Annotated in this window: 19 protein-coding genes and 2 riboswitches; of the genes, 6 read left to right on the forward strand and 13 right to left on the reverse strand. The window is 73.4% G+C overall.

The annotated features are described in order from the left end of the window. Positions 1-202: 202 nt before the first annotated feature. Positions 203-2236 carry a bifunctional glycosyltransferase 87/phosphatase PAP2 family protein gene (locus tag ACIQMV_RS14565; protein WP_402592885.1) on the forward strand — a complete coding sequence of 678 codons (2034 nt, stop codon included), beginning with the start codon at positions 203-205 and terminating at the stop codon, positions 2234-2236. 269 nt (positions 2237-2505) lie between these two features. Beyond that, entirely contained in the window at positions 2506-4467 is a 1962-nt protein-coding gene (locus ACIQMV_RS14570) for a glycoside hydrolase family 5 protein (protein ID WP_402592886.1), read from the forward strand. 63 nt (positions 4468-4530) lie between these two features. Here the strand turns inward: ACIQMV_RS14570 and ACIQMV_RS14575 are convergent, their stop codons facing one another. From ACIQMV_RS14575 to ACIQMV_RS14615, 9 genes are all read right to left on the reverse strand, one after another. Beyond that, complete coding sequence (locus ACIQMV_RS14575) at positions 4531-5064, reverse strand: PH domain-containing protein (RefSeq protein WP_402592887.1); 534 nt, start codon at positions 5062-5064, stop codon at positions 4531-4533. A 62-nt stretch (positions 5065-5126) separates the two neighbouring features. Beyond that, positions 5127-5825, reverse strand: coding sequence for a YoaK family protein (locus ACIQMV_RS14580; RefSeq protein WP_402592888.1), 699 nt, complete (start codon positions 5823-5825; stop codon positions 5127-5129). A gap of 76 nt (positions 5826-5901) precedes the next feature. Continuing rightward, on the reverse strand, positions 5902-6309 hold the full coding sequence (locus ACIQMV_RS14585; RefSeq protein ID WP_402592922.1) for a transglycosylase SLT domain-containing protein: 408 nt from the start codon (positions 6307-6309) through the stop codon (positions 5902-5904). Between the two features lie 475 nt (positions 6310-6784). Further along, positions 6785-7651, reverse strand: coding sequence for an ECF transporter S component (locus ACIQMV_RS14590; RefSeq protein ID WP_402592889.1), 867 nt, complete (start codon positions 7649-7651; stop codon positions 6785-6787). Further along, the gene (locus tag ACIQMV_RS14595; protein ID WP_402592890.1) at positions 7648-9345 is read right to left on the reverse strand and encodes an ABC transporter ATP-binding protein; all 1698 of its coding nucleotides are present in this window, start codon (positions 9343-9345) and stop codon (positions 7648-7650) included. The genes ACIQMV_RS14590 and ACIQMV_RS14595 overlap by 4 nt, the downstream gene beginning before the upstream one ends. Then, positions 9342-10478, reverse strand: coding sequence for a CbiQ family ECF transporter T component (locus ACIQMV_RS14600; RefSeq protein WP_402592891.1), 1137 nt, complete (start codon positions 10476-10478; stop codon positions 9342-9344). The genes ACIQMV_RS14595 and ACIQMV_RS14600 overlap by 4 nt, the downstream gene beginning before the upstream one ends. Beyond that, entirely contained in the window at positions 10471-11115 is a 645-nt protein-coding gene (locus ACIQMV_RS14605; RefSeq protein WP_402592892.1) for an SCO2322 family protein, read from the reverse strand. Before ACIQMV_RS14605 ends, ACIQMV_RS14600 begins: the two co-directional genes overlap by 8 nt. Continuing rightward, on the reverse strand, positions 11112-12305 hold the full coding sequence (locus ACIQMV_RS14610) for a prenyltransferase/squalene oxidase repeat-containing protein (protein ID WP_402592893.1): 1194 nt from the start codon (positions 12303-12305) through the stop codon (positions 11112-11114). Before ACIQMV_RS14610 ends, ACIQMV_RS14605 begins: the two co-directional genes overlap by 4 nt. A gap of 109 nt (positions 12306-12414) precedes the next feature. Continuing rightward, positions 12415-12543: riboswitch (cobalamin riboswitch) on the reverse strand. Between the two features lie 125 nt (positions 12544-12668). Beyond that, positions 12669-12844: riboswitch (TPP riboswitch) on the forward strand. Beyond that, the gene (locus ACIQMV_RS14615; protein WP_402592894.1) at positions 12844-13467 is read right to left on the reverse strand and encodes a TetR family transcriptional regulator; all 624 of its coding nucleotides are present in this window, start codon (positions 13465-13467) and stop codon (positions 12844-12846) included. Its footprint overlaps the riboswitch before it by 1 nt. 218 nt (positions 13468-13685) lie before the next feature. Here ACIQMV_RS14615 and ACIQMV_RS14620 point away from each other — a divergent pair, with 218 nt between their 5' ends. The 3 genes from ACIQMV_RS14620 to ACIQMV_RS14630 are packed head-to-tail and all read left to right on the forward strand — an operon-like array spanning position 13686 to position 16938. Next, complete coding sequence (locus ACIQMV_RS14620; RefSeq protein ID WP_402592895.1) at positions 13686-15131, forward strand: glycosyltransferase family 4 protein; 1446 nt, start codon at positions 13686-13688, stop codon at positions 15129-15131. After that, positions 15125-15868, forward strand: a complete 744-nt coding sequence (locus tag ACIQMV_RS14625) for a class I SAM-dependent methyltransferase (protein WP_141361327.1) — start codon at positions 15125-15127, stop codon at positions 15866-15868. Before ACIQMV_RS14620 ends, ACIQMV_RS14625 begins: the two co-directional genes overlap by 7 nt. Continuing rightward, complete coding sequence (locus ACIQMV_RS14630) at positions 15865-16938, forward strand: prenyltransferase (protein WP_141361329.1); 1074 nt, start codon at positions 15865-15867, stop codon at positions 16936-16938. Before ACIQMV_RS14625 ends, ACIQMV_RS14630 begins: the two co-directional genes overlap by 4 nt. A gap of 53 nt (positions 16939-16991) precedes the next feature. Here the strand turns inward: ACIQMV_RS14630 and ACIQMV_RS14635 are convergent, their stop codons facing one another. Then, positions 16992-17285 carry a hypothetical protein gene (locus ACIQMV_RS14635; protein ID WP_141361331.1) on the reverse strand — a complete coding sequence of 98 codons (294 nt, stop codon included), beginning with the start codon at positions 17283-17285 and terminating at the stop codon, positions 16992-16994. A 151-nt stretch (positions 17286-17436) separates the two neighbouring features. Here ACIQMV_RS14635 and ACIQMV_RS14640 point away from each other — a divergent pair, with 151 nt between their 5' ends. After that, positions 17437-18003 (forward strand): hypothetical protein, encoded by a 567-nt coding sequence (locus ACIQMV_RS14640; protein ID WP_402592896.1) that lies wholly within the window; start codon positions 17437-17439, stop codon positions 18001-18003. Between the two features lie 115 nt (positions 18004-18118). On the opposite strand, the gene ACIQMV_RS14645 is transcribed toward ACIQMV_RS14640, so the two are convergent. The 3 genes from ACIQMV_RS14645 to ACIQMV_RS14655 form a co-directional block, all read right to left on the reverse strand. Beyond that, on the reverse strand, positions 18119-18883 hold the full coding sequence (locus tag ACIQMV_RS14645) for a hypothetical protein (protein WP_172632982.1): 765 nt from the start codon (positions 18881-18883) through the stop codon (positions 18119-18121). Between the two features lie 154 nt (positions 18884-19037). Beyond that, on the reverse strand, positions 19038-20033 hold the full coding sequence (locus ACIQMV_RS14650) for an N-acetylmuramoyl-L-alanine amidase (RefSeq protein ID WP_402592897.1): 996 nt from the start codon (positions 20031-20033) through the stop codon (positions 19038-19040). 10 nt (positions 20034-20043) lie between these two features. Next, the gene (locus tag ACIQMV_RS14655; protein ID WP_402592898.1) at positions 20044-20706 is read right to left on the reverse strand and encodes a class I SAM-dependent methyltransferase; all 663 of its coding nucleotides are present in this window, start codon (positions 20704-20706) and stop codon (positions 20044-20046) included. Positions 20707-20806 lie beyond the last annotated feature (100 nt).

The following is a 20806-nucleotide window of genomic DNA, read 5'->3' on the forward strand; positions in this document are numbered from 1 at the left end:
CCGCACTGTGATCCTTCTCGCGCCCCGGCCGGGGAACCGAACCGTCCGCGCACTATCGTCATCCTGACAAAAGGCGAGCGGACGCCAGGTGAATCGGGGGTAGCCGCGTCCTTCTCCGGGGGAGGTGCGAGCCTCCCGGGAATGGCGAATGGGTTCCCGGCGCGGGAGCGCGCGGGACATAGGGGCGGGAGGCCGAGGGGGCGTGGCGGATGCGGAGCGCGGTGGGGGGCCGACGGCGGTGTTCGGAACGGCGGCGGACCCGGCCACGGCCCGCCTGCACGCGACCCGCCTGGGCCTGTGGCTGATCGCCGGGATCCTCGCGATACGGCAGGTGGCCGTCGTCCTCAGCACCCCGCGCGGCAGTCGGCTCACCGACCTGGAGACCTGGGTCGGACCCGACGGCGTCCTGCACGTCAAGGGGTCGCTGTACGAGTCGACGCAGTTCACCGGCACCCCGTTCGGCGGCCTTGTGCTCAAGCCGCTGACCAGGGCCGCCGAGCAGGCGCTCGGCTGGGGATGGACCTTCGGCACGCTGCTGCTGGTGGTCGCCCTGGGCCTGATCACCGCCCGCGCCCTGCCCGATCCGGCTGGCCGCCGCACCTCACTGCTGGGCGCGCCCGTCGCGATCAGCCTGCTCATGCTGTCGCTGCCGGTGCGCAACGCGCTCTGGCTCGGCCAGACCAGCATCATCCCGGTCCTGCTCGTGCTGCTCGGCTGCTTCGTCGTGCGCGGGCAGCGGGTCGGCGGCGCGCTGATCGGCCTCGCGGCCGCGCTGCAGCCCACGGTGCTCCTCTTCGCCCCCCTGCTGTGGTTCACCCGGCGACGGCAGGCCGCCGTCTCCACCGCCGTCACGTTCGCCGCGTGCACCGCGCTCGCCTGGGCCGCGATGCCGCGCGACTCCTTCACCTACTGGGTGCACCACATGGCGGGCGTGGGCCTCGGCGGGCGCGCCGACGCCCTCGCCAACCAGTCCCTGCACGGCGCCCTGCTGCGGTTCGGCCTGACGGGCCCGCTGGAGATAGGCCTGTTCCTGCTGCTGGGCGCGGCGGTCGCGGTGCTCGGCCTGCGCCGGGCCGTGCGCTACGCCCGCGACGGCCAGCTCCTGCTCGCCGTCGCGATCACCGGCTGCGCCGCGATAGCGGTGTCGCCCACCACCTGGCAGCACCAGCTGCTGTGGGTGCTCCTCGCGGTCGTCGGCCGGGTCGGCCGCCGCGCCTCCGACCGGTACGTCTGGCCGGTCGCCGTCATCCTCGTCATGACCCTGTCGGCGAACATGATGCTGCCGCACATCGCGGCCCTGAACCCGCTGCGGGACAACATCGTCCTGCTGGCCGCCCTCGCCGCCGCGACGGCCGTGCCGTTCCTGTCCCGCACCTCGGAGCACTACGCCTCACCCGTCCCGACGGAGTACGCGCCCCCGGTCCCGGCCCGCTTCCGACGGGTCCCCCCGCTCCCCTTCCTGCGCCGGGTGCTCACCCGCCCGAACCTGTTCCTCGAACTGCTCCTCATACGCGTGACCTACGCCGCCTACCAGCAGGTCCGCCTCGCGGCGACGGGCGGCAGCATCTCCGGCGGCCGGGCCCGTGCCGAGCAGCACGGTCACGAGATCCTCTCCCTCGAGCGCTTCCTGCACCTCGACATCGAGCACGCCGTCAACCACGCCGTGGTGAAGATCGGCTGGCTGCGGAACTTCTTCGACTTCTACTACGAGTCCTTCCACTTCGTGGTCCCGCTGACCGTCCTCGGCGTCCTGTGCTGGCGCCGCCCGGTGGACTACCGCTGGGCCCGCACGGCCCTCGGCTTCGCCACCGTCCTGGCCCTGGTCGGCTTCTGGCTGTACCCCCTGGCCCCGCCCCGCCTGATGCCGACCCTCGGCATCATCGACACGGTCCACGGCGTCCAGGACTTCTCCCAGCCGGACTACGGCACCCTGACGTCCCTGACCAACCAGTACGCCGCGATGCCGTCCCTGCACTTCGGCTGGTCGCTGTGGTGCGGCGTGGTCATCGCGGTCGTCGCCCCGAAGTGGTGGATGAAGGCCCTGGGCCTCCTCCACCCCCTCTTCACGGTCTCGGCCATCGTCGCCACCGGCAACCACTGGGTGCTGGACGCGGTGGGCGGCGCGATCGTCGTCGGCGCGGGCTTCGGGCTGACCTACCTGCTGTCCGGCCCGCGCGCGGTCGCCGCGCCCGCCGCACCGGAGAGGCAACCGACAGCCGAACCCGCCCTCCGCTGACGAGCCGCACAACAAGGGGCCCCGTTGCCACGCATCCGGGCCGCCGACCGGATCGTCGCGCCGGCCGATCCGCCCGGCCGGCCGCTCGACCCCTTCCTAGGGGAAGGGGTCGGGAGGAACCGCGGCGGCACTTCGAGGTCTGCGAGCGCACCCGGGTCCGCCGCGCGCACGTGATCGCCTGCGCCCGCGTGGGGCACTGCGCGCGATGACCTCGGGTTCGACGGCCAGGTCTGGACTGGCGCCCCACCATCCACCATGCTGACGCATCCATGACATCCACGTCACTCGGGACGGTCACCGTGCGCGGATTCTCCGTCAGGGCCACACTGGCCGCCGTACTCCTGCTGGCGCCCCTGGCGCCCCTGGCGCCCGCCCCCGCGGCCGCCGTGGCGCAGCAGCCCGGCGGCGAGGCCGCGGCGTCCTCCGGAACCGCCGCGGACTGGACGCCGCCGCTCAGCACCCGCGGCCGCTGGATCGTCGACGCGAACGGGAACCGGTTCAAGCTGCGGTCGGGCAACTGGCACGGGGCCAGCGGCACCTGGAACGGCTCGGGGAGCACCGAGGACGACGCCAACCACCACGCGGGGGAGAACTCCGGCCGCGTCCCGCTGGGCCTTGACCGGGCTCCCATGGCCGAGATCGTCTCCGGCTTCCAGGAGATCGGGATCAACAGCATCCGGCTGCCCTTCTCCAACGAGATGATCCACGACGACCGCCCCGTCACGGACCGCGCCGTCGCCGCCAATCCCTCCCTGCGCGGCAGGACACCGCTCCAGGTGTACGACGCGGTGGTGCGCGGGCTCACCGACGCCGGACTCGCCGTGATCCTCAACAACCACACCAACACGACGCGTTGGTGCTGCGGAGTGGACGGCAACGAGCGCTGGAACGCCGGCCAATCCACCGAGACCTGGGAGAACGACTGGCTCTTCATGGCCCGCCGCTACCAGGACAACAAGCGCGTCGTCGGCGCCGACCTCTACAACGAGGTGCGCCGCAGCGTCTGGGACGACCCCAACTGGGGCCTCGGCGACGGCCACGACTGGTTCGCCGCCTCGCAGCACGTCGCCGACCGCATCCTCACGGAGGCCGATCCCGACCTCCTGATCGTCGTCGAGGGCATCAACTGGACCGGCATCCCGGTCGACGGCTTCGCGCACGGGCGCCCCACCCTGGAACCCGTACGCCGCCTCTCCCACACGCTCGTCGACTCCGGCAAGCTCGTCTACTCGGCGCACTTCTACGACTACACGGGCCCGAACCACAGCGGCGCCACCGGACTCGGCGAGACCAGCGACCCCCGCTACCGCGACCTCAGCCCCGCCGAACTGACCGACGTGGTCAACCGCCAGGCGCTCTACGTGGCCGCCGAGCAGGACCAGCACTTCACCGCCCCGGTCTGGATCAGCGAGTTCGGCGTCGGCGGCCGCGAGGAGACCGGCGCCGCCCCGCGTGCCTGGTTCGAGAACTTCGTCGACAACCTCGTCCGGGCCGACGCCGACTTCGCGTACTGGCCGCTCGTCGGCTGGCACGAGGACCGCAAGGGCAACGGCTGGGCCCTGCTGCACTGGGACGCGGCCGGTCACCGCATGGGCGTCTACGACGGCGACGACTGGCGGGCCGCCGCCTGGACCCGGCTTGTCCGGGCCCAGGGGCGCACCGGCCCGGTCGCCCCCGTGGCGAACTGGTCGATGCTCAGCCCCGACCACGGCGACTTCGTCGCCTCACGGCGGATGCGCGCCCTGCCCGACTGGAACCCCGGCGCCCGCAAGGCCGTCTGCCCCGACGGACAGCGCCTCCTCGGCCTCAGCCACACCGGCAACCGCGGTCTGTGCACGGACGTGTCCACGGGCCCCCTGGCGAACCCCTCCGGCACCCACGAGGTGGTCACCGACGAGCGCCATGTCGCCCCGGGCCAGGACTGGGCCAGTGGGTACACCAAACTCCAGTGCGCGGAGGGCCAGTTCCTCACCGGTTACAGCGTCCGCGGCTCCGCCGTCTCCGCCGCCCTGTGCACCGCGGCCCCGGCCGGAGCACTCGGCACGAGCGGCCGGACCGTCTGGTTCGACCGGAGCGACAACAGGGGCGCGTCCCCCCGGGGCGGCGACTTCGCCTACGGCCACTACAAGGGCCAGTGCGCGAACGACGAGTACCTGGCCGGAATCGCCTACACCGGCCGGCTGGGCTCCAGCCGCACCCCGGACGCCCTCTACTGCCGGAAGCTGGGCTGAGAGGGAGGCTCCGGCGCCTTCACCGAGTTCGTGTCGTGGGCGGCTGCCGACGCCGGCTGATCGTCAGCCGGCGACCGGCGGCACCTGTCCGCCCCACTGGTGGTTGCGCTGCTCGTTCTCGACGGCCTCGTAGATCAGGCCCTGGAGGCCCTCCGGGTCCGAGACGTGCTTCAGTTCGAGCATTCCGTGCTCCGAGGCCGACTGGACGGTCAGCGTCCCCTCGCGCAGGATGCGCTCCCACAGCGTGGCGCGGAACTCGACGTCGTTGACGCGGGTCAGCGGGATGCTGTGCCCGGTCTTCGTCAGGAAGCCGGTGCGCACGGAGACGCGCTTCGTCGTGACGATGTAGACGGTGCTGCGCCAGATCAGCAGCGGCCGCAGCCAGAACCAGACGGAGATGACCACCGCCACGCCCAGCACCACGTAACGGGCGACGGTGCCCCAGTCCTTGTCGGACGGGATCACCCACGCCAGTGCGCCCGCCACGGCCCAGACGAGGACGAGCACGACGAACTCGCCCACCATCTGCGTCCAGTGCTGGCGGGTCGCATGTATCAGTTCCTCGTCATCGGCCAGATGACGGTGCACGTTCACCATGGGCGGCATCCTGGCACATCAAGTGCCTTGTGAGTACGGCCCCTCCCACCGGAGGCGGGGCGTCATTCGCGTCCCGACGTCACCGCGGCCAGGATGCCTGCCATGGCCGCCGCGATCAGCAGGGGGATGCCCAGGTCGTGGTGGACGACCAGCCAGGCGCCGAGGACGGCGCCGGCCAGCATCGCGATCACGGAGGCCGTGCGGCGCGGGGAGCGGCGGCCGGTGCCGCCGCCGGCCCTGGAGTCGGCGGCGAGACCCGTCAGGGTCCTGGTCAGGACGGTGGTCGTCAGGTCGGGCACGTTCAGCTTGATGACCGTCGCGTTGCGCAGGCCCATCGCGAAGGCGGTCAGGGCGATGACGGAGTACACCATGGCCTCCGTGCCCGGCGCGGCGAAGGCCACCACGGCCGACGCCGCGACCAGGACGGCCTCGGCGGCGAGGGTCACCCTGGCCCAGGTGCGGCGCGAGCCGGTGCCGTAGCGCAGGGCGACCCGGCCGCCGACCGTCGCGCCCACCAGGAAGCACACCAGGGAGGTGACGGTGTGCGGCACCGAGAAGCCCGGTGCCCCGGCGGCGGCGAAGCCGAGCACGACCACGTTGCCGGTCATGTTGGCGGTGAAGACGTGCCCCAGTCCGAGGTAGCTGACCGCGTCGATCAGTCCGCTGACCACGGTCAGCCCCAGGAGCACCGCCACCAGGCGCAGTCCGCGTGCGTCGGGGTCGTCCGGTGGCGGGTCCCCCGGCGGTGGGTCCGTCGTCATGGGCTCAGGAAAGCAGAACGGGGGGGGCGTCGGCAGCCGGACACGGCGAAGGCGGCGGCCGGCGGGTGGGGCGGGCTCAGTACCAGCCGTGGGCCTGCCAGAACCTCCAGGCGCCGGCCGGGCTGCCGTAGCGGGACTTCATGTACTTCAGGCCCCACTTGATCTGCGTCCTGGGGTTGGTCCGCCAGTCGGCGCCCGCCGAGGACATCTTGGACGCGGGCAGCGCCTGGACCAGGCCGTAGGCACCGGAGGCGGCGTTGGTGGCGCGCGGGTTCCAGCCGCTCTCCCGCTGGACGATCTTGCTGAACGCGTGGAACTGCGCGGCATCCGGGATCATCTGGCGCGCGGCCGCCTTGGCGTAGGCGGCGGAGTGCCGCGGGGCCGCGTGGGCGGGGGTCGAGGTGAGGGCCAGGACGGCGGCGGTGGCGGCGGCCACGGTGGTGGTGGTGAGGGCCTTCTGCGGGGTGGCGGTGGCGGCGGCCACGGTGGTGGTGGTGAGGGCCTTCTGCGGGGTGGCGGTGGCGGCGGCCACGGTGGTGGTGGTGAGGGCCTTCTTCGGGGTGGCGGTGGCGGCGGCCACGGTGGTGGTGGTGAGGGCCTTCTTCGGGGTGGCGGTGGCGCGGAGGGCGGAGACGGTCATGGATCACCTCTCACGTCGGGGGCAGGGAATCGCGGGCTGCCGCGCACCACGGAGTGTGGGGCGGGGCGTGCCCTCGGCTCAGCCCGCCCGGTGCGGGCCGGGCGGAGCCTGGCGACGCCGTACAGAAAAGCAGGTGGGAACTCCGCCCGCAAACACCCCCTTTTGCCGGTTTCCGCCGCTTTTATGGTGCTCCGTATGGGTGTGAGCGGGCTCTCAACGCGCAGGTCAGGGCCGTGAACGCGCATATGTGCCAGACCGGGCGGGCAACGGCCCGGACTCGTGGGCGACCCAGCTCATGCGGGCGGTCCCGCCGGGCGTGTCACGGCGAGGGTGCGTCGAAGGTGACCGGGGCCTCGAAGGCGGCCCGGCGGGTGGCCCGGCGCAGCGCCCGCAGCACGGCGTGGCCGAGGACGAGGGTCAGGATCACCGTGACGGCGGCTCGGCCCAGGTCCCAGCCGAGCGAGGTGGCCAGGCAGTACGCCACGAACCGGGCCAGGTTGGCGGGGACGCCCGCGTGCGGGTCGAAGGCGATGGAGGAGGCGAGGGTGCCCATGAAGGGCCAGCCCGCGAGGTTCATGACGGTGCCGTAGGCGAAGGCGGCCAGGAAGCCGTAGAGCGCGAGCAGCAGCAGTTCCGCGCGGCCGCGCAGCCGCTCGGGGCCCGGCAGCAGACCCGCGCCCATGGTGAACCAGCCCATGGCCAGCATCTGGAACGGCATCCACGGCCCCACCCCGCCGGTGAGCAGCGCGGAGGCGAACATCGTCACCGAGCCGAGGACGAACCCGAAGCCCGGCCCGAGCACCCGCCCGCTCAGCACCATCAGGAAGAACATGGGCTCGATGCCGGCCGTCCCGGCCCCGATCGGGCGCAGCGCGGCCCCGGTCGCGGCCAGCACACCGAGCATGGCGACGGCCTTCGGGCCGAGGCCGGACTCGGAGATCGTCGCGGTGACGACGGCGACGAGCAGCACGAGCAGGCCCGCGAACAGCCAGGGCGCGTCCTGCGCGTGCGCGCTGAGCGACGAGGCGGGCGGGGCGAGGAACGGCCAGCCGAACGCGGCCACGCCGACCGCGCTGACCAGGGCGAGCGCGGCGAGGGACCGGGGGCCGAGGCGGACGGCCCGCACCCGGGGGTGGGGTATCGCGCCGGCCCGGCTCCCCTTCGCCTCGGCAGGACGGGCCGTCATGCCAGCGCCTCGCGGACCTGGGTGGCGGTGAGCCACCGCTGCGGGGCCAGGATCTTGGTGACCTGCGGGGCGAAGGAGGGGGAGGACACCACCACTTCGGCCGTCGGACCGTCGGCGATCACCTCGCCCTCGGCGAGCAGCACGACCCGGTGGGCGAGTTCGGCGGCCAGTTCGACGTCGTGCGTGGCGAGCACGATGGCGTGCCCCTCGGCGGCGAGCGCGCGCAGCAGGGCGACCAGACGGGTCTTGGCGCCGTAGTCGAGGCCGCGGGTCGGCTCGTCGAGCAGCAGCAGGGGCGGACGGGCCGCGAGCACGACGGCGAGCGCGAGCGCGAGGCGCTGGCCCTCCGACAGGTCACGGGGGTGGGTGTCGTCGCCGACGCCGGGCAGCAGCTCGCGGACCAGGTCCCGGCAGGTGCCGGGCGCGGCCTGCGCGTCCTGGTCGGCGGCCGCGCACTCGGCGGCGACCGTGTCGGCGTACAGCAGGTCGCGCGGCTCCTGTGGGACGAGCCCGACCCGGCGCACCAGTTCGCGGGGCGTCGTGCGGTGCGGGACCGCGCCGCCCACCCGGACCCGCCCGGCGGACGGCTGGACCAGCCCGACGAGCGAGCCGAGCAGCGTGGACTTCCCGGCGCCGTTGCGCCCCATGAGGGCGACGGTCTCGCCGGGGGCGACGGACAGGTCGACGTTCCGCAGGGCCTGGACGCCGGCGCGCCGGACACCGAGGGAGTGGACCTCGGCCACGGGCGCGCCCGCCGGGACGGGCTCGGGGGTGGGGCCGCGGCGCAGCCGCCACCGGGATGCCGGACGGGGCGCCGGACGGGGCGCGGGGACCGGGAGTGCCGTGGCCGGTGCCGTCCCGGAGCGCACGGGCTCCCGTCCGTCCAGCCGTTGCCGCAGACCGGCGGCCCGGCGGCGGGCGTCCCGTACGGTCAGGGGCAGCGGGGACCAGCCCGCCAGCCGGCCCAGGTCCACCACCGGCGGGTACACCGGGGAGACGGCCATGACGTCCGCCGGGGACCCCAGCAGCGGGGCGGTGCCCGGGGCGGGCAGCAGGACGACCTGGTCGGCGTACTGGACGACCCGTTCCAGGCGGTGTTCGGCCATGAGGACCGTCGTGCCGAGGTCGTGCACGAGCCGCTGGAGGACGGCGAGGACCTCCTCGGCGGCGGCCGGGTCGAGCGCCGAGGTCGGCTCGTCCAGGACGAGGACCTTCGGGTGCGGGGTGAGGACCGAGCCGATCGCGACCCGCTGCTGCTGGCCGCCGGACAGGGTGGCGATGGGCCGGTCGCGCAGGTCGGCCAGGCCCAGCAGGTCCAGGGTCTCCTCCACGCGCCGCCGCATCACGTCCGGGGCCAGGCCCAGCGACTCCATGCCGTAGGCGAGTTCGTCCTCCACGGTGTCCGTGACGAAGTGCGACAGCGGATCCTGGCCGACGGTGCCGACGACGTCGGCGAGTTCACGCGGCTTGTGGGTGCGGGTGTCCCGGCCGGCCACGGTGACCCGGCCGCGCAGGGTGCCGCCGGTGAAGTGCGGCACCAGCCCGCTGACCGCGCCGAGCACGGTGGACTTGCCGACGCCGGACGGCCCGACGAGCAGGACGAGTTCACCTTCGGGCACCTCGAAGTCCACGCCGCGGACGGTGGGTTCCACCGCTCCGTCGTAGGTGACGGAGACATCCTCGAAGCGGATCACGACGGCTCCTTGGGGGCGGGACTGGCGGGTACGGCGAACGCGGGGGCCAGACCGAGGAGTACGGCGGCGGCGGGCCACAGGGGAAGAGTGGGCGGGACGAGCGGGACCACGCCCGGGTGCAGGGCCTGGGGATCGCGGGCGGCGGCGAGCGCCAGCAGGGCCGCGACCAGCATGCCCGACCCGGCGACCAGACAGGAGCGGAGGTTCCAGGAGTCCGGTCGGTAGCGGGTGCGCGGGGAGCGGCGCCCGCCGAGCCACAGTCCGGCCAGCGCGGCGGCGACCCCGGCGAGCAGCACCGGCAGGCCGTAGGTGCCGCCCTCGGCGGTGAGCAGCCCGTACGTCCCGGCGCAGACGCCCAGCAGACCGCCGAGCGTGAGCACGGCGGTGGTCCGGCGGACGGCGGGCGCGACCTCGGCGGTACGGCCGTAGCCGCGGGCGTCCATCGCGGCGGCGAGGGCGACGGAACGCTCCAGCGCGCCCTCCAGGACCGGCAGTCCGACCTGCACCAGGCCGCGGACACCCCGGTCGGGGCGGCCCCGCAGCCGGCGGGCGGCCCGCAGGCGACGCCCGTCGGCGACCAGGTGCGGGGCGAAGGTGAGCGCGACGACGACGGCGACCCCGGTCTCGTACAGGGCGCCGGGCAGGGACTTCAGCAGGCGGGCGGGCGCGGCGAGGGCGTTCGCGGCGCCGACGCAGACCAGCAGCGTGGCCAGCTTCAGCCCGTCGTACAGGGCGAAGACGACCGCCTCGGCCGTGACCCGGCCGCCCAGGCGGATGCCCTGCGCCCAGTGCGGCAGGGGGACTTCGGGAAGGGAGACGATCACGTGCGAGCCGGGAATGGGCGAGCCGAGCACGACGGCGAAGACGAGGCGGATGACGAGGACGGCGAGGGCGAGCCGGACGAAGGCAGTGTAGGACCGGGCGGACGGCGTGTTGGGGCGGCAGCTCACCACGACGTAGCCGGAGACCGCCAGCAGCAGGCCGAGCAGCAGGGGATTGGTGGTGCGGGTGGCCGCGGTGCCCAGGGCCAGCGCCCACAGCCACCAGGCGCCCGCGTGGACGCCGGCGGGGCCGCGGGCGGGTGCGCCGCCGGAGCGGCCCGCCCGCCCGCGGTCCCGCACGGCGTCACGCATCCCTGCGCCGCCGCGCCTGCCAGACCGCCGCCGCGCCCAGTACGACCACCGCGGCACCACCGGCGAGGAGACCCACCGAGGGGCCCTCCTCGCGCGGCTCGTCCGCGGCGGGCTGCTCGCTCCCGCCCGCCGTCACCTGCTCGCCGCAGCCCTTCCGCGGATAGCCGGAGATGGCGCACAGCAGGGCGTTGGCGTCGTACCGCAGCGGTTTCGCGACGGCCGCCAGGGCCTCGGCCGTGGTCGCGTCGGACGGCACCCGGGCGCACGCCGTGCGCGGCGCCGGCGGGGTCTCGCCGGCCGGGGCGTCCGCCTGGACGCCGAAGTCGAGGACGAGCGCCACCCGCTTGCTGCCCTTCTCGGCGGGCGTCTTCGCGCAGATGGCCTCGAAGTCGGCCGTCCCGCGCGGCTTGCTCGCGTCCTGGGAGTCCTCACTCACCGCGAAGCGGAGGCCCTGGACGTCGCCGTCGGAGGGACGCGCGGTCGACGGGCCCTCGGTGGCGTACGTCCACTTCCCGCCGTCGCGGTCCCAGAAGGACCAGTACCGGTAGCCGGTGGCCTGCGCCTGACCGGCACCGGCCACCAGCAGGAGCGCGGCCGCGAGCAGCGGTGCGCACAGCGCCCGGAGCCGGCGGGTCACGACTGGCCCTGCTTCTTCCGGCCGCTCAGCAGGAACCCGATGCCGACGCCCGCGACGAGGAAGACGCCGACGGTCCACCAGACGCCGAAGGGGGAGTCACTCTTCGCGGCCTGGGGGGCCGGTCCGGTCGCGTTGAGCCGCTCGACCAGGTCGACACCGCCGAAGTCACGCGGGTCGGCGCCGGCCGCGCGGGCCGCGAAGACGAGCTGGGCGTAGGCGGCGGGACCGCTCTGCTTGGCCCACGCCTCGGAGTTCTTCTCCAGCCACTTCAGCGGCTTCTGCGCCTGCGCGGGCCCGCTCTGCGCGGCCAGGGCGACGACTGCGTCGGCGGTGTTGCCGAAGTCGGGCTGGTCGGTGGAACCGGGGAGGGAGGAGGTGAGGTGACCGTCCTTGGCGACGGCCTGCGCGAGGTACGAGGCGCCGTTGGCCGCGGCCCGGTCCGGGCCGGGCTTGCCCGAGTCCTCGCAACGGGCCTCGGCGCCCTTGGCGTTGCCCTTGGGGGCCATGCCCTGCCCGAGCGCGGCGACGACGGCGGCCGCCGTGGCGTCCGCGTTGGCGGCGAGCTCGCCCTTCTTGTCCGGCTGGTAGGCGAAGGCGCCGGCCCCGTCGCCGGAGCACGGCAGGGCGAAGGTCAGCAGGGCGTCGTAGGGGGACTTGCCGTCCTTGACCACACTCTCCGGCTTCTGCCCGACGGCGGCGAGCGCGCCGATCACGACCGAGGTCGAGTTGGTGTCGCTGGGCCCGCCGGGCGTGTACCCCCAGCCGCCGTCCTTGTTCTGCACGGACTTCAGCCAGGACACCGCCTTGCCGGTGACCGTGTCGTGGCCGCCGAGCGCGGCGAGGGCCTGCACGGCGGCGGCGGTGCTGTTGGTGTCGACCATCAGCTTGGCGTCGCAGGCCTTTCCCGGCTCGGCGCGGAAGGGCGCGAAGGAACCGTCGGCGCACTGCTGTCCGGTCAGCCAGTCCACGGCCTTGGCGGCGGGCCGCACCTCCACCGTGTGCTGCGCGAGCAGCGCCAGGGACTGGCGCCAGACGCCGTCGTACTGGGGGTCGGTCGTGCCGTAGAGCCCGGCCGGAAGAGCCGGCGACGACGGGGACGGGCCGGCGGACGTGTCTGCGACGGCGGGGGCCGCGCTGCCGATCACGGCGACGGCGGCGGCCAGGGCCGCGGCGCTGCGGCGGAAGTTCATGATCGGCGGGTGCCTCTCCCTGCGGGGAGCCGGACAGCACGGGACACCCCGGCGGCTCGGCTCCGTATACCTCGACGGTGCGATGCGCCGGCGGACTGCCGACACGCATGAGCCGGTCACGTCCCGTCCCGGGCATTCCGGCTCGCCGCCCTCGCGGGACGGCTCACGGCTGCGGGTCAGCGCCGGATTTCCACCGGCTTCCCCCCGAACGGGTGTGATGACGACCCGGTCACTCTACCGGCCTACCGGAAAGGCCCCGAGGGGTGGCCGATGCCCGTCTCGTCCGGCGCGGGAGAAACCGAAAAAATCTTCGGATTGGGGGGTTCCATCCGGTACGGGTGGATTTATTCTGTAAGTGGCCTACGAGGCGAGTGAGGGAGTTCGACCGGAGTAGCCGACTTTGGCGAGACGCTACGGCATCCGCTGGGGCCGACGTCGACGGTCGGGCTGAGAGGCCGGAAGGTAGCAGTCGGACCTGAAGGCGACCCCCATTACCTGATCCGGGTAATACCGGCGAAGGGAACCCGTCTCGTAGGTCCTATTCGTGCGCCACGGCGGGCATGGTCAGGTCGATCAGACGGCACGCCGTCCCTATGTCGGCCTTCGCCTGGGCGAGGGAGGCGCGGCCCGAGAGCCAGGTGATCAGGGCCGACAGCCAGGTGTGCTCGATCACGCGGACCACGGAGAGCTGCTCGGCGGTGGGCTCCTCCAGGCCCATGGCGTCCAGGATGATCGCGGTGGTCTGACGGGAGACCTGGTCGACCTCCGGGCTCACGCTGCGGTCCGCGAAGGTCAGCGCGCGGACCATCGCGTCCGCGAGGTGGGGGTCGCGCTGGAGGGCGCCGAAGGCGCGCATCAGGGTCTCCGCCACCCGCTCGGCGGCGCTCTCGCCGGCCGGCGGGTTCTTGCGCAGCGTGCCGTGCAGGCGCTCCAACTGGTCCTGCATCGTGGCGACGAGCAGGTGCACCTTGGACGGGAAGTACCGGTAGAGCGTGCCCAGCGCCACCTGCGAGGACTCCGCGACCTCCCGCATCTGCACGGCGTCGAAGCCGCCCCGGGCGGCCAGTTGCGCGCTCGCGTGCAGGATGCGGCGGCGACGGGCCTCCTGCCGCTCGGTGAGGGGCGGTGAGGCCGGCCGGGAGGTACTGGCTCGCGCAGGCATGGATCCCGTTCCGTGACAGTCGGTGAGGCAGAGGCCGGCAGGGGGACCGGACCGCGGGCGGTGGCGCGGGCCGTGGTGCGAATCACCCGATCCGCTGCTCACAGCGTGGCTACCTGCCGGTAGATTCGGAGCCTCCTGAACGATCAAGTCTGAAACTTGTTCTAGATTAGCGTCCCGACGTAATCTCGCGGGACAGTGCAGTCAGAAGGGGGGCCGGAGTGACCGCTGAGCCCAGTCAGGCGGGGTCCCCGGCGGACCTGGCGGCGGACGGCGAGCGACCGCTCGGCATAGCGCTCCTCACCTACAAGGGGAACCCGTTCTGCGGCGGCCAGGGCGTCTACGTCCGCCACCTCTCGCGCGAACTGGCCCGCCTCGGCCACCGGGTCGAGGTGATCGCCGCCCAGCCCTACCCCATCCTCGACACCCCCGACACCCTCGGTGGGATCGCCGGCGACGGCCACGACGGCCGGCTGCGCCTGACCGAGCTGCCGAGCCTGGACCTCTACCGGCAGCCGGACCCCTTCCGCACCCCGAAGCGCGACGAGTACCGCGACTGGATCGACGCGCTGGAGGTCGCCACCATGTGGGCCGGCGGCTTCCCCGAGCCGCTGACCTTCTCGCTGCGCGCCCGCCGCCATCTGCGCGCCCGGCGCGGGGAGTTCGACATCGTCCACGACAACCAGACCCTGGGATACGGGCTGCTGGGGGACGTCGGCGCGCCACTGGTCACCACCATCCACCACCCCATCACCGTGGACCGGAAGCTGGAGCTGGACGCCGCCGAGGGATGGCAGCGGCGCTGGTCCGTACGCCGCTGGTACGCCTTCACCCGCATGCAGAAGCGCGTCGCGCGCCGGCTGCCCTCCGTGCTCACCGTCTCCGGCACCTCCCGCCAGGAGATCGTCGACCACCTCGGCGTGCGCGGGGACCGCGTCCACGTCGTGCACATCGGCGCCGACACCGACCTGTTCTCACCCGACCCGGCCGTGCGGCAGGTGCCCGGCCGGATCGTGACCACCTCCAGCGCGGACGTGCCGCTCAAGGGGCTGGTGTTCCTCGTCGAGGCGCTGGCGAAGGTGCGTGCCGAGCACCCCGCCGCGCACCTCGTCGTCGTCGGCAAGCGGCCCGAGCAGGGCCCGGTCGCGCAGGCGGTCGAACGCTACGGCCTCGAAGGCGCCGTCGAGTTCGTCAAGGGGATCTCGGACGCCGAACTGGTCGGCCTGGTCCGCTCGGCCGAGGTCGCCTGCGTGCCGTCGCTGTACGAGGGCTTCTCCCTGCCGGCGGCCGAGGCCATGGCCACGGGCACTCCGCTGGTCGCCACGACCGGGGGCGCCGTCCCCGAGGTCGCCGGCCGCGACGGCGAGACGTGCCTGGCCGTGCCGCCGGGCGACGCCGGGGCGCTGGCCACGGCGCTCGGCCGGCTGCTGGGAGACCCGGAGCTGCGCCTCCGGCTGGGCCGGGCCGGGCGCGAGCGGGTCCTGCGGCACTTCACCTGGGCCCGCGCCGCCGAGGGAACCGTGGCCCGGTACCGCGAGGCCCTCGACCGCTCCCGTGCGGGCACCTCCGTCGGCCGGAGCGCGGGCACCCCGGGCGCCGGCCCCGCGCGGACCGGCACCACCACGATCGACGCCGACCTCAACCGAGAAAGCAGGGCCACGTGCTGACCGTCGACTTCTCCCGGTTCCCGCTCGCCCCGGGCGACCGCGTGCTGGACCTCGGATGCGGTGCCGGCCGGCACGCGTTCGAGTGCTACCGGCGTGGGGCCCGGGTCGTGGCGCTGGACCGCAACGGCGAGGAGATCCGCGAGGTCGCCAAGTGGTTCGCGGCGATGAAGGAGGCCGGGGAGGCGCCGCAAGGGGCGACCGCGACGGCCATGGAGGGCGACGCGCTGGCGCTGCCCTTCCCCGACGACTCCTTCGACGTCGTCATCATCTCCGAGGTGATGGAGCACATCCCCGACGACAAGGGCGTCCTCGCCGAGATGGTCCGGGTGCTCCGGCCGGGCGGGCGGATCGCGGTCACCGTGCCGCGCTACGGTCCCGAGAAGGTCTGCTGGGCCCTGTCCGACGCCTACCACGAGGTGGAGGGCGGCCACATCCGCATCTACAAGGCCGACGAACTCCTCGCCAGAATGCGCGAGGCGGGCCTGAAGCCCTACGGCACCCATCACGCGCACGCGCTGCACTCGCCGTACTGGTGGCTGAAGTGCGCGTTCGGCGTCGACAACGACCAGGTGCTGCCGGTGCGGGCGTACCACAAGCTGCTGGTCTGGGACATCATGAAGAAACCGCTGGCCACCCGGGTGGCCGAGCAGGCGCTGAACCCGCTGATCGGCAAGAGCTTCGTGGCGTACGCGACCAAGCCGCGGCTGCCCGCCACGGCCGGGGGCGCCGAAGCGTGACGACTCCCCGGACAGAACACCTCGTCCTGCCCGGAGTCCTCACCGCCGGGCAGGCCGCCGCGACCGTACGCGGCATACTCGCCGTCCAGCGGGAGGACGGGGCGATCCCGTGGTTCCGCGGTCACCACCTCGACCCGTGGGACCACGTCGAGGCGGCGATGGCGCTGGACGCGGCCGGCGAGCACGAGGCCGCCGAGCGTGCCTACGCGTGGCTGGCCCGCCACCAGCTCCAGGACGGCTCCTGGTACGCGGCCTACGCCGACGGGGCGCACGACGACGTCACCGACCGCCGCCGGGAGACCAACTTCGTCGCCTACACGGCCGTAGGGGTCTGGCACCACTACCTCTCGACGGGCGACGACGCCTTCCTGGACCGCATGTGGCCCGTCGTGTACGCGGCGATCGAGTTCGTGCTGCGGCTCCAGCAGCCCGGCGGGCAGATCGGCTGGAAGCGGGAGGACGACGGCACGGACACCGCGGACGCGCTGCTGACCGGGTGCTCCTCGGTCCACCACGCCCTGTGCTGTGCGCTGGCGATCGCGGAGCAGCGTGAAGAGCCGCAACCGGACTGGGAGTTGGCGGTCGGCACGCTCCGGCACGCGATCCGCGCGCACCCGGAGCGGTTCCTGGACAAGGACCGCTACTCCATGGACTGGTACTACCCGGTGCTGGGCGGCGCGCTGACCGGCGCGGAGGCGAAGGCGCGCATAACGGAGGGCTGGGACCGCTTCGTGGTGCCCGGACTCGGGGTGCGCTGCGTCGTCCCCAACCCGTGGGTGACGGGCGGGGAGTCGGCCGAACTCGCCCTGACCCTGTGGGCGGTGGGCGAATCCGACCACGCCCTGGCCGTGCTCCAGTCCATCCAGCACCTGCGCGACCCGGACACCGGCCTGTACTGGACGGGCTACGTCTTCGAGGACGACGCCGTGTGGCCCCGCGAACTGACCACGTGGACCGCCGGATCCCTCCTCCTCGCGGTGGCCGCGCTCGGCGGCCACGAGGCCACCTGCACGGTCTTCGCGGCGGGCGACCGCCTGCCGCGGGGCCTCGACACGGACTGCTGCGGCTGACGCCGTTCGTCAGCCCGCGCCCGCCCGGCCCGGTTTGGAACGGTGCGCCGCCGTCAGTGCCGGTGCATCCGGTTGGCGACGGCATGGCCGACGAAGAGGTACACCACGGCGGCCAGACCGTAGCCGGCGATCACGCGGGCCCAGGGCCTGTCGAAGGTGAAGAGATCCCGGGACCAGCCGGCCAGCCAGTCGGCAGCGCCGTGGACGAACCGGACCAGTTCGTTGGCCCGGTTGGCGTCCAGCAGGTACATCAGGATCCACAGTCCGAGGATGAGGGCCATGACGTCCGCGACCACCGCGATGACCGTACCGGCGGAGTTGGGACCCGTGCGATATCGAGGGGACATGCCCTTGCGTCTGCCCCGGAATCCCGCCGGAAACCCGGTCCGCGCACGGGGAGTGACCCGGAGGGTACCTCCAGTGCACTGTTTCGGCGCGGCCACCCGGGATCACACGGATCTTCTCAACACCCGCAGCAACATGTACCGGGAGGACACCGTGCCCGTACCGATACGGCGCCTCGCCCTGGCGCTGACGCTCTGCTGCGCCCTGCTCGCCGGTTCCACCGGGTGGGCCGTGGGCGCCCAGAGCACTCCGCAACACAGTCCGACGGTCGCCGTGGCGGCGGCCACGCCAAAGCCCACCACGCCCGCGGAGAGGCAGCACTTCGCCAAGACCCGGTTCGTGGCGAACGCGGCGCTCGCGGCCGGGGCCACCTACGAGTGGATCGTGAAACCGTACAAGCAGGGCAAGTTCAAGAAGGGCGCTCCCCACCGCAGGGGCACCCTCATCAAGGCGGCCCTCGCGGGCGCCTTCACGTACAACAGGCTCAAGGCCGCCGTGCGCAACGCCCACGGCGACCCCCTGCTGTCGAAGGCACTCGCCCCCCTCAACAGGGCCATCAACGACCTGAAGGCCCTGCCCTCCAAGCTGCGCCACGGCGACACCTCGGCGGTCGGTGACTACAACAACGTCATCAACAAGGTGAAGGGCGCCGGGAGCAGCGCGGGCGCGCCGGTCCACAACAAGGTGCCGACCCACTCGCAGCTCATCCACGGCTCCTAGGAGCCGTTCCGGGCCGTTCACCGACGGCCTGCCGGGTCCAGGCCCCGCGTGCGGCACGGCAACGGCCCCCCGCCCGCGAGGGCGAGGGGCCGCAGGGCCGGTCCGGCGGACCGGATCAGCCGCGCTGGATGTTGGACGCGTCCTGGAGGACACCGCGGCGGCCGTCCTGCATCTCGGTCAGCAGGCCCTGACCGCGCTGCTCCACGGCCAGGTACCACACGCCCGGCGCCAGCTCGGCGATCGGCGCGGGGGAACCGTCCTCCGCGAACAGCGGACGCGGCGCCGGCACGGCGAACCAGAACGGCGAGAAGCCGGCCGCGGGCTGCTGCCCCTGCGAGGCCTGCTGCGGCTGACCACCGCCGAACGACGGCTGGTTCTGCTGCGGCTGCCCGCCGAACGGCTGCTGAGCGCCCGGGTAGCCGTACCCGCCCTGCGGCTGCGCGCCGTAGGGCTGCGGCGCGGCCGGCCGGGGCGCGGGCGTCAGGGCGGCCTGGAGAGCCGGGACCAGCGGGGTGGCGACGGCACCGGCGGCCAGGACCAGGGCGGCGATGAAGCCCAGGATCAGGCCGGCGCCCGCGCCGACCTGGGGAGCGTCCACCAGGTTCCAGAACATGATCCACGCCACCAGTACCGTGAACGCCACTCCCACCGCGCCCAGGTCCAGGCCCGCCACCTTGCGGGGCTGCGGCAGACACCGGTTGACGACGATCAGCGCGGCGCCGATCACTCCGCCCATGTAGACGCCCAGGCCCAGACCGAGCGCGTCCCAGGCGTTGCTGGTCAGGTAGCTCGAGTAGGTGTGGAGGAACGACGCGATGAACAGCAACACCGCTGCTCCGATCACCACGCCGTCGCCCCGAGTGAGGGAGCGGATATTCACGTCAGGTCCTTCTGGTTCGTCGTCTCGTCGGTGGAGGCGTCGCTGTCACCATCTCGCCGTCAGGCCGCGGTGCGAAGCGCGGGGGTGGCGCCTCATCGTACGGATGACACTATCGTCCGTACGGCCACGATGTCCGCCGGGACGAGTGCCCTGATCACGACTCGCGCAGGAAACTCACGATTCCCTCAGAGATCCCCTCTGCCGCCTTCTGCCGCCAGCCGCCGTTGGTGAGCGATGCCGCGTCCTTGCTATCGCGCATGTTGCCGCACTCGATGAACACCTTGGGAACCGTTGACAGATTGAGACCGCCCAGGTCCTTCCGCGTGACGAGGCCGGTGCCGCCGCCGATGTAGTTGGACGGCGCCTCGCCCGTGACCCGCACGAAGTTGCCCGCGATGCGCTCGCCCAGATCGCGGGAGGCGGACACGATCGGGCGGGTGTCGGCGGAGCCGGCGTGCACGGCCCCCGGGAGGATGACGTGGAAGCCGCGGTCACCGGACGCCGCGCCGTCGGCGTGGATCGACACGGAGGCGTCCGCGTGCGCCTCGTTGCCGATCCGGGCGCGCTCGTCGACGCACGGGCCCCAGGCCGGAGAGTCGCCGTCGTGGGTCAGCTTCACCGTCGCGCCCTGCGCTTCGAGCAGCGCGCGCAGCCGGTGGGCCACGTCCAGCGTGAACCGGACCTCGGTGTAACCGGCGTTGGTGGACGTGCCGGTGGTGTCGCACTCCTTGCGGTTGGTGCCGATGTCCACCGTGCGGTTGATCTCCGCCGTGTGCCGGAAGTTGCCCTGGTTGTGGCCCGGGTCGATGACGACGACCTTGCCCTTGAGCGGGCCGGAGGCGGCGGGCGTCCGCGAGGCGGACTGGCCGGCCCCCTTGTCGTCCTGTCCGGGATACGAGGGCAGGAGCGGCCCCGCGGACCCCGAGGGCGAGCCGGACCCCGAGGGGGAGCCGGTCGCCGAGGGGGAGCCGGTCGCCGACGGCGGTGCCGCCGTGTCCGAGCCGCCCGGGTCGCCCACCGCCTCGTACACCAGCCAGCCCAGCAGCGCGCCGGGCACCAGTGCCGCGAGGGAGACGGTCAGCAGCCCCCGGCGGAGGCGGCCGGGGCGCTCGGGCTGCGGGACATCGAAGTCGGGGCCTTGGTACGACACGCCTGCGACTCTAACGGCGGGCGCGGGCGGCTGCTTCCGATCGCCGCAGGACGCGCAGCGATCCGGTCGCCGACACCTCGGTGAACCCGCCCGATTCCAGGGCCCGGAGGTAGACGCGGTACGGGGCCTGTCCGGTGAACTCGTCCACCGGGTCCGGGAACACGTCGTGGATGACCAGCAGCCCGCCCTCGGCCAGGTGCAGCGCCCACCCCTCGTAGTCGGCGGTCGCGTGCTCGTCGGTGTGGCCGCCGTCCACGAAGACCAGGCCGAGCGGGGTGTTCCACAGGGCGGCGATCTGCGGCGAGCGGCCGACGAGCGCCACCACGTGGTCCTCGAGACCCGCCCGGTGCAGGGTCCTGCGGAAGGCGGGGAGCGTGTCCATCAGCCCGATCTCCGGGTCGACCGTCTCCGGGTCGTGGTACTCCCAGCCGGGCTGCTGCTCCTCGCTGCCGCGGTGGTGGTCCACGGTGAGCGCGGTGACCCCGGCTCGCCGGGCCGCGTCGGCGAGCAGGACCGTCGAGCGCCCGCAGTACGTGCCGACCTCCAGCAGCGGCAGCCCGAGCCGCCCGGCCGCCACGGCCGCCGCGTACAGCGCGAGCCCCTCGTCGGTGGGCATGAACCCCTTCGCGGCCTCGAACGCGGCGAGGATTGCGGGCTCAGGTGCCGCGGGCATGGAGGGTCCTATCTATTGATGTGGGTCTGAACTGGTCACTCGTAAGATCGGCGAGGCCCAGGGGCCCTGGGTATGGCTGTCATGGTCGAGCCGCTGGATG

Origin of the sequence: Streptomyces sp. NPDC091412 (genome assembly GCF_044756885.1) — a bacterium.
Lineage (GTDB): Bacteria > Actinomycetota > Actinomycetes > Streptomycetales > Streptomycetaceae > Streptomyces.

What these genes read in the sequence shown, in the direction of transcription:
- ACIQMV_RS14655 (WP_402592898.1), bottom strand. Translation starts at nt 20,706, where the DNA reads ATGCCCGCGGCACCTGAGCCCGCAATCCTCGCCGCGTTCGAGGCCGCG.
- ACIQMV_RS14600 (WP_402592891.1), bottom strand. Translation starts at nt 10,478, where the DNA reads ATGCGTGACGCCGTGCGGGACCGCGGGCGGGCGGGCCGCTCCGGCGGC.
- ACIQMV_RS14575 (WP_402592887.1), bottom strand. Translation starts at nt 5,064, where the DNA reads ATGGTGAACGTGCACCGTCATCTGGCCGATGACGAGGAACTGATACAT.
- ACIQMV_RS14610 (WP_402592893.1), bottom strand. Translation starts at nt 12,305, where the DNA reads ATGAACTTCCGCCGCAGCGCCGCGGCCCTGGCCGCCGCCGTCGCCGTG.
- ACIQMV_RS14570 (WP_402592886.1), top strand. Translation starts at nt 2,506, where the DNA reads ATGACATCCACGTCACTCGGGACGGTCACCGTGCGCGGATTCTCCGTC.
- ACIQMV_RS14580 (WP_402592888.1), bottom strand. Translation starts at nt 5,825, where the DNA reads ATGACGACGGACCCACCGCCGGGGGACCCGCCACCGGACGACCCCGAC.
- ACIQMV_RS14615 (WP_402592894.1), bottom strand. Translation starts at nt 13,467, where the DNA reads ATGCCTGCGCGAGCCAGTACCTCCCGGCCGGCCTCACCGCCCCTCACC.
- ACIQMV_RS14635 (WP_141361331.1), bottom strand. Translation starts at nt 17,285, where the DNA reads ATGTCCCCTCGATATCGCACGGGTCCCAACTCCGCCGGTACGGTCATC.
- ACIQMV_RS14590 (WP_402592889.1), bottom strand. Translation starts at nt 7,651, where the DNA reads ATGACGGCCCGTCCTGCCGAGGCGAAGGGGAGCCGGGCCGGCGCGATA.